This window comes from Methanomassiliicoccales archaeon (genome assembly GCA_014361295.1).
Classification (GTDB): domain Archaea; phylum Thermoplasmatota; class Thermoplasmata; order Methanomassiliicoccales; family JACIVX01; genus JACIVX01.
Map to the genome: position 1 here is coordinate 1 of JACIVX010000024.1, position 6,389 is coordinate 6,389.

General features: G+C 46.0%; 7 protein-coding genes. All 7 read right to left on the minus strand.

What is annotated here, in order from left to right; all coding sequences use genetic code 11:
- The coding region (locus H5T41_10535) for an alcohol dehydrogenase catalytic domain-containing protein (GenBank protein MBC7109197.1) at positions 1-432 on the minus strand (432 nt) is incomplete at its 3' end.
- Positions 433-501: 69 nt separating this feature from the next.
- Positions 502-1,530: an inositol 2-dehydrogenase gene (gene iolG / locus H5T41_10540; GenBank protein ID MBC7109198.1), complete on the minus strand. Its 1,029-nt coding sequence runs from the start codon at positions 1,528-1,530 to the stop codon at positions 502-504.
- Positions 1,531-1,540: 10 nt separating this feature from the next.
- Positions 1,541-2,713 carry an alcohol dehydrogenase catalytic domain-containing protein gene (locus H5T41_10545; GenBank protein MBC7109199.1) on the minus strand — a complete coding sequence of 391 codons (1,173 nt, stop codon included), beginning with the start codon at positions 2,711-2,713 and terminating at the stop codon, positions 1,541-1,543.
- A gap of 52 nt (positions 2,714-2,765) precedes the next feature.
- Positions 2,766-3,566, minus strand: coding sequence for a sugar ABC transporter ATP-binding protein (locus tag H5T41_10550; GenBank protein ID MBC7109200.1), 801 nt, complete (start codon positions 3,564-3,566; stop codon positions 2,766-2,768).
- A 10-nt stretch (positions 3,567-3,576) separates the two neighbouring features.
- Entirely contained in the window at positions 3,577-4,548 is a 972-nt protein-coding gene (locus H5T41_10555; GenBank protein MBC7109201.1) for an ABC transporter permease, read from the minus strand.
- Between the two features lie 85 nt (positions 4,549-4,633).
- Complete coding sequence (locus tag H5T41_10560; protein MBC7109202.1) at positions 4,634-5,572, minus strand: sugar ABC transporter substrate-binding protein; 939 nt, start codon at positions 5,570-5,572, stop codon at positions 4,634-4,636.
- Positions 5,565-6,389, minus strand: an 825-nt coding sequence (locus H5T41_10565) for an IS256 family transposase (protein MBC7109203.1), incomplete at its 5' end; no start/stop codon positions are given. The genes H5T41_10560 and H5T41_10565, both read right to left, overlap by 8 nt.

A 6,389-nucleotide genomic window follows, 5' to 3' on the forward strand; every position in this document is an offset into this window, starting at 1 on the left:
TTCGAGATTCTGACATTGATTCGGATACCCGTCCCGACAGGGCCGGCAGTAACCGCACCAAACCATCTCCTCGACGGTCACCCGATCCCCAACTTTCAGATCTTTGCCCTCCGGACCGGGGCCGATCTCCACCACCTCGCCTGCGAACTCATGGCCGATCACGGTGGGAAATTTTGTGAGTCCTGGATACAGCATATAGCCGTCTTGATCGGTTTCGTAGAAATGTACATCTGACCCACAGATTCCGCAGGCTTTCACCCGAAGAAGAACCTGTCCTGGCCCGGGTTTGGGATCAGGGATGTCTCTAAGCTCGAGTTTCGGATAGCGCCAGACGCTTGCGCCCTCGATGGCTTTTCCGGTTCTCCGCTCAAACTCCGAGACCTGATAAGTAGGGCGCGGATCCCATTTTGCCTCCAAAACCAACGCTTTCATCTTTCCTCCTTTCGCAAACGTTTGTAAATTTGCAACTATATAAAATTTTATCACCCAAGGCAAGATTTTTTAGCGGCGCGGGTCGACCTCCGACGGTCGGACCGGTCGTTTTTCCTCCAGAGACTTTTTCGCGGCCAAAGCCAAAACGACCGGCCTGCGGCCTTCTTCTCCACTTACTGGTGGATCCCGTCCTTCACAAAGTGATGAGACAAAGGCACGAAGTTCTTGGACAAAAGCCTCGGTATAGCGGTCCATAAAGAATGAAAAAAGGGTTGGACCATTCTCTCCAGACGTGTTCCAAACCGTAACTGTATGTGGACGAGGATTCTCCACTCTGATCATGCCCTTCTCCCCAAGGATTTCCACACGCTGATCATAGCCATAGGCAGCTCGTCGGGAGTTGTCAATCACTCCTAAAGCTCCGCTTTGGAAGCGTAAGGTAATTACGGCAGTATCGATATCCTCGGCTTCTTTTATTCGGGGATCAACCAATGCTTCACCTACTGCATAGACTTCAACCACCTCCTCCCCAAGGAGAAAACAAGCCATATCGAAATCGTGTATCGTCATATCTAAGAACATTCCACCGGAGCGACGGATGTAATCTAAAGAGGGCGGAGCTGGATCGCGGCTGGTGATCCGTAAAAGCTCGGGCTTCCCGATAGCTCCATGCAAAAGGAGTTCTTTGGCTTTAGCGAAGTTAGGATCAAATCGGCGATTGAACCCCACCATAAATTTAACTCTATTCTTCTGCACTGCGAAAAGAGCACGGTCGATCTCTTCAAGGTTCAAGGCAATAGGCTTTTCACAAAAAATATGCTTACCTGCTTCAGCGGCGGCCACAATAAGATCAGCGTGGGTATCGGTACTCGTACAGATGAGCACAGCCTCAATGTTAGGGTCAGAAAAAACGTCTTCCGGATTCGTGGAGACCTTGCGAATGCCAAACTCTTCAGCACAACGTCGGGCGGTTTCTTCTACAACGTCAACCACAGCTGCAACACGAGCTTCTGGAATTCGTCGCATTATATTTTCTATGTGTAGCCGTCCTATCCGACCTGTCCCAAGTACTCCTATATTCACAACTTTTTTCTTCATTTAACCTCCTTTATGCTGAACAAGCGAGAACAACTTTCATTGTACTATGGGCATCCATTGCTTGGGCAAAAGCCTGCTCAACATCTTCAATAACAAAGCGGTGCGTGATTATTCTTTCAAAAGGAGGGAAATAGCTAGCATATCGCTCAAATAGTTTCAAACTTGACAAGTATCCACGGGGCGGATGATTAGTCTGTCCGAGTAGACGAATATTTTTAGCACAAATATGTCTATGAGGATTCAATGTAATATCTCCAGTATCAACGAAAACACCCGCCACAATGTACATTCCTCCTCGGCGGGTCAGCTCCAGTCCTTCAATTATCGCTTGTGGTACCCCAGTGCACTCAATTGTCAGGTCAGCCCCCCGTCCGTGTGTCAAGTCATAAACAAACTCGATCCTTTCTTTTGGAGACATTTTGCTAATATTGATTGTATAGTTTGCACCAAATTCTTTAGCCATTCCAAGTCGAAATTCGGAGGAATCAATTGCTATGATATCTCCAGCTCCAAGAATTCTAGCTTTGATAATATGCATCAGTCCCATTGGCCCAACCCCTTGTACCACAACAGTATCGCCAGATTTAAAACCTTCACCACCTATATTATAAAATTCTTTTGCTTTATCAACATTATACGTAACTGCCATAAGTTCGGTTAACACGGCGGTCTCCGGTTTTATAGTTTCTGGTACTTTGCAAACAAAAGTGCCCGGCAGCAAAACCATATACTCTGCCATCCCGCCAAAAAGGTATGGAGGTTCTTTGCAAGAAAGGTTGTTGCCATATGTTTTGATATTTTCACACCAAATGAACCCACCGCCACCGTAATTTTGACAATAAAAGCAACGACCACAAGGTATATCCGGACAAACAACAACTCTATCTCCTACTGTTATCCGTTGATCAGGTGGGAACCATAATGTTTTATTTGCTTGGCTTCCAATTTCTGCAATAATTCCTACGATTTCATGCCCCAAAATTATAGGGAAAGGGACAGAAACTTCGGCAGTTGTTCCTCCATAAAGGGTCGTTTCCCCTTTGTATATGTGTTTATCCGTTCCACATATGCCACATAATTCTACCTTTAATAAAGCGTGACTATCTTTAATTTGAGGATAAGGAAATTCACGAACTTCAAATTGTCCCGGTTTTACCAACACAGCTGCCTTGACCTTCTTCATTGTACCTCCTTTTGCGTTATCAACAAATTTTGTAACAATACAATCCTTAAATCTAAGTTTCTCCGCGCTTTATTTCGTTTGTTCTCGCTTTATTCGGCGCCTCCTTTGGTTTGCCCGTTCGTATCATTTCGATAAGCTCTTCTGCCGTCACTTCTTCTTTGTTATACACCCCAAGCATCTCACCTCGGTTAAGAAGGACAAACTTATCCCCTATAAAATATACATGATAAACGTTGTGGGTTACAAAAATAACCGCAACCCCACGTCGTTTCATCTCTGCTACCGCGTGGAGAAGCTTGTCTGTCTCCCTAACAGACAGGTTCAAAGTTGGCTCGTCAAGCAATATTAAAGAGCTTTGAAAATATAAGGTTCGACCAATACTTATGGCCTGCCTCTCACCACCGGACAACCAACTCACTCGTTCATTAGGACTTCTTACTTGTACCCCAACTTCGGCGATATATTTAGTTGCTTCCTCTTTCATTTTCTTTAAATCAAGCATTTTCAGAAAACTAAAAAGGCGCTTTTGGGGTTCACGTCCTAAAAAGAAATTTCTTGCGATATCCATAAACTGTATCACTGCTCCACCTTGAGGCACTGCTTCAATTCCCAACATTCGGATTTCATTTGGAGAAAAAAACCGAATGTCTTTTCCCCGAAATATTATCTGACCTTCGTCGGGGCGATAAACCCCCATTATAAGTTTAATTAACGTGCTCTTACCCGCGCCGTTATCGCCAAGTAACCCGACCACTTCTCCCGGGTATACCTCAAATGACACCCCCTTCAATGCCTGCACACGGCCAAAAGACTTTTTTACGCCTTGTACAGATAATACTGGTTGGACCTTCATAAGTGCCTCCTCATATATCCATTCCGAGAATTCTTCGCAAAACCCCTTTATTAACAACCATTCCGAGAACAAGGATGATACCAATAAAGGCCTTATACCAATAGGCCGGCGCTCCAGCTAAAACCAGGCCTACACGAAGTAACGAGAACACAAGAGCACCAAAAAAGGCCCCTAAAATCGTTCCGAAGCCACCGGATAGATAACATCCGCCTAAAACAGCCGAAGCAATAGCTTCCAGCTCCATACCCTCCCCTAAAGTGGGATAGGACATTCCGAAACGAGCAAAGCTGAACATTCCTGCAATGCTCGCAAACATAGCCGTTAGTAAAAAGTTTATCAACTTAACACGAGCAACTTTTACACCTAGCATATTAGCGACTTCAGGATTACCACCAGCAGCACAAGACCAGTTGCCATGTTGCGTTCGGTTCAGGAGGAACATGAACAAAGCCAAAAACACTAATAACCACAATGCAGAAAAACGAAATTCATATATAAAAGGGCCATTTAAAATATTAAGTAATAAACTTTTCCCTTGAAAAGAAACAGGAAACCCTCCAGTAACAACTAATACTATTCCCCGGATAGTCATCATGGTGCCCAAAGTGACAATAAACGAAGGTATTCTTAGACGCAGTGTTAATAAGCTGTTCACGCTACCTATAATAAGCCCAAAAAACAATACACAAATAAAAGCTACAAAATCATTTATACCCTTGTTCAAAAGACTCGCAAGTAACACGCCTGCGCTAGCGTAGACCGAACCTACAGAAAGATCAAACTCGCCAGAGATCATTAATAGGGCAACCGCCAATGCTACTGGAACAAGCTCGGCTGCTATTGTAAGGATCCCAGCAAAAGTACTAAGGGTAAAGAATTTATCAGATAGCAAAGAAAAAACAACAACTAAGAGAATAAACGCCACTATTACTCCAAGACTGGGAAAAGCTGGCATTGACTTCAGCAGCTTCGCTGTTTTCACTGTTTACCTCCGTTTACTACCCTCTTTTTGTCTTATAAAGAAGGGGAAAGAACCGCAAAATCGCGGCTCTTTCCCCTGGATTTCTTTACAACCCACCAGTAGTTTGCACTTGCTTTTCAGCAATGGGAAGGTTAGTTTTATCAATTACTGTAGGACCTGTAGGCATTTTTGCTGGCGGGAGAAATCCATATTGGACATGCAGATACAACCATACGGCAGCTAGATACCCTTGCATAAAAGGTTGTTGGGCGATTGCGCAAATCATCACGTCATTTTTGATAGCATCAAGAATTTTGTCACTGACATCACAAGTAGCCAACCTTACTTTGCCAACTAAGCCTTGTTCTATTATTAGGTCAATGGCAGGATGGGCTCCCAAAGGGCCCAAGGTAAAGATCATGTCAGTGTCGGGGTATTTTTTGAGATAAGCTTTCAAAATCTCCAGCGCTTGCGTAGGATATGGAGTAATGTCTATTTTTTCGATGGGAATCCCCTTTTCGGCGAACGTTCGGATGATACCCTCAGCCCTAAGTTCAAGACACGTAAGACCTGGTTGGTGGATACCAATAACTGCACGCTTCGGCGTAAACTCTTTCAACACTCTATTGGCCAACGTTTCACCAACTATGAACTCATCCTGGCCAATGTAAGCAAGATATGGCACATATGGAGGAGCATAGTCTTCAATATTGACCGCAATGACAGGGATCCCTAACTCCTTAGCTTTCTTCAGGGGCGCGTCAAATGCCGTGTCGCTAGAAATAGTGACAGCGATACCATCCGGCCTAGCTGCTATTGCGCTCTCGAGCATGTTGACCTGTTCTTGGACAGAAAACACAACAGGGGCTGTGAAGATGCCTTTTACACCAAGCTGCTTACAAGCTGTTTCCCATCCGAGCTTTTGTACAGCCCAGAAAGGATCTCCAGCACCAGTATGAGGCACATAGTAAAAAACCAACTCCTTGGACATAACCCCTAAGACCCCAAAAAACACAGCCAACCCAACAAGCAAGACTTTACGCATATCCCCCTCCTTTTACAAGCGTTTGCAAAGCAACAGGCACTATACACAGTTTGAAGCTCTTTGTCAAGGGACATTTGTCCCAGAAGAGCGCTTGCTTAAGGCTTACCATAATGTCCCGTTTATTGTGTCTGGTCAGCATGATAGCTTCCCACCTCGATTTCCGCAAATCCCCGAAGCCTTCTGGTACCTCGTCCAGATGACTCAAAACCAAGTAGAGAAGCTTTTCCACCGCCTCTTCTCCACAAAACACCTCCACCACCTTTGTCCTCCTTTTCACCTCCTTGGCCAAGCGTTCCAGTTGATTCGTGGTGTAAAGATACCGCCGGATGGGCTTGGGATACCGCAAAAACGCCAAAAGGGCATAAGCCTTGTTCTCCCAGCGCTCCACGATCTTGGGATAGATTCCGCCCCAGTGATCCCAAAGCTTCTGTAGCGCTTTCCTGGCCTCCTCCTCAGTTTCTGCGCGGTACACCCGCTTGAGATCCGCGGCCAGCGCCTCCCGGTCCGCCTTTCGAGCCTTGTTCAACGCATCGCGGACTGCATGAAGAACGCAAAGCTGCCAATCGGCTTCGGGAAAGATCTTCTTGATCGCCTCCTCTAGGCCTGGAAGATCATCGGTGATAAAGATCCGCACCCGCCGGACCCCACACCGTCTGAGGTCCTTGAGGACTTCTTCCCAGTTCTGAGCGCTTTCCCCTTCCGCCCCAAACAGCCAAAAGCCGAGGATCTCCCGGCGCCCATCGGGTTTAATGCCCAAGGCCGTGTACACCGGTTCCTTGGCCGTTTTTCCTCGGCGAACGGAGAGGAAAGTCCCGTC

Excerpts from the sequence above, each read along its gene's own strand:
- iolG (MBC7109198.1), bottom strand. The coding sequence starts at position 1,530 with ATGAAGAAAAAAGTTGTGAATATAGGAGTACTTGGGACAGGTCGGATA.
- H5T41_10545 (MBC7109199.1), bottom strand. The coding sequence starts at position 2,713 with ATGAAGAAGGTCAAGGCAGCTGTGTTGGTAAAACCGGGACAATTTGAA.
- H5T41_10550 (MBC7109200.1), bottom strand. The coding sequence starts at position 3,566 with ATGAAGGTCCAACCAGTATTATCTGTACAAGGCGTAAAAAAGTCTTTT.
- H5T41_10560 (MBC7109202.1), bottom strand. The coding sequence starts at position 5,572 with ATGCGTAAAGTCTTGCTTGTTGGGTTGGCTGTGTTTTTTGGGGTCTTA.